At 69.7% G+C, this 975-nt stretch carries 1 protein-coding gene and 1 pseudogene; both read left to right on the top strand.

Annotated elements, in window-relative coordinates; genetic code table 11:
• Positions 1-762, top strand: a 762-nt coding sequence (locus G7A99_RS21235) for a hypothetical protein (RefSeq protein ID WP_163143899.1), incomplete at its 5' end; no start/stop codon positions are given.
• A gap of 22 nt (positions 763-784) precedes the next feature.
• Positions 785-975, top strand: a pseudogene (locus tag G7A99_RS21230) (aminopeptidase P family protein); the annotation flags it as partial.

Raw genomic sequence — 975 nt, 5'->3', positions numbered from 1 at the left:
GCCCAGCTCGCCGACGACGGGTGCGTCGTGCTCAAGGGCTTCATCCGCCCCGAGGCGCTGGCCGCGATCCGCGACGAGACCCGCGAGCTCGCCCCGCGGGCGCACTACAACGAGACCCACACCAACCCGTACAACTCCGACGGCGATCCGGCGCTGCCGGACAACCACCCCAAGAACGTCTTCGGCGACCGCACCAACGGCTTCGTCGCCGGCGACCTGATCGCCCAGGACACCGCGGTGCGCCGCGTCTACCACAACCCGGACTTCCAGCGCTTCATCGCCGCGGCGATGGACGAGCCGGAGCTCCACGAGTACGCCGACCCGCTCGCGGGGCTGGTGATCAACGTGCTGCGCGACGGCTGCCAGCACCCGTGGCACTACGACACCAACGAATTCATTGTCACGATGATGACCCAGCGGCCGGAGCAAGGCGGCGACTTCGAGTACTGCCCGCAGATCCGCAACCCAGAGGACGAGAACTTCGAGGGGGTGCAGCGGGTGCTCGAAGGCGATCGCAGCCCGATCAAGACCCTGTCGCTGGAGCCCGGCGACCTGCAGATCTTCTACGGCCGCTACTCGCTGCACCGCGTCGCCCGCGTGCACGGCGACGTCGAGCGGCACACGGTGATCTTCGGCTATGCCCGCGAGCCCGGGTTCATCGGCCGCGCCGAGCGCGCCAAGCGCATCTTCGGGCGCATGGCCCCCATCCACGAGCGCCAGCTCGAGGAGGGCCTGGAGCGCAGCGACAAGCTCGCGGACTGATCAGGAGGCCATCGTGGACGACATGACCCACCCGCACGTCGATCTGCCCGACACCGGTCGGCCGCTCACCCCGTCCGGCCCGGTGGGCAACTACGACAGCGTGCCCATGAGCTTCGAGCCCCGCGCCCTGCGCGCCGGGCGCCTGCGCCGGCTGCGCGAGATGATGGCGGAGAAGGGCTACGCCGCCGTGGTGCTCTTCGACCCGTACAACCA

Source organism: Arhodomonas sp. KWT (genome assembly GCF_010993615.1).
The sequence above is the reverse complement of the archived record's forward strand: the minus strand, read 5'-3'. Positions and strand labels throughout refer to the sequence as shown.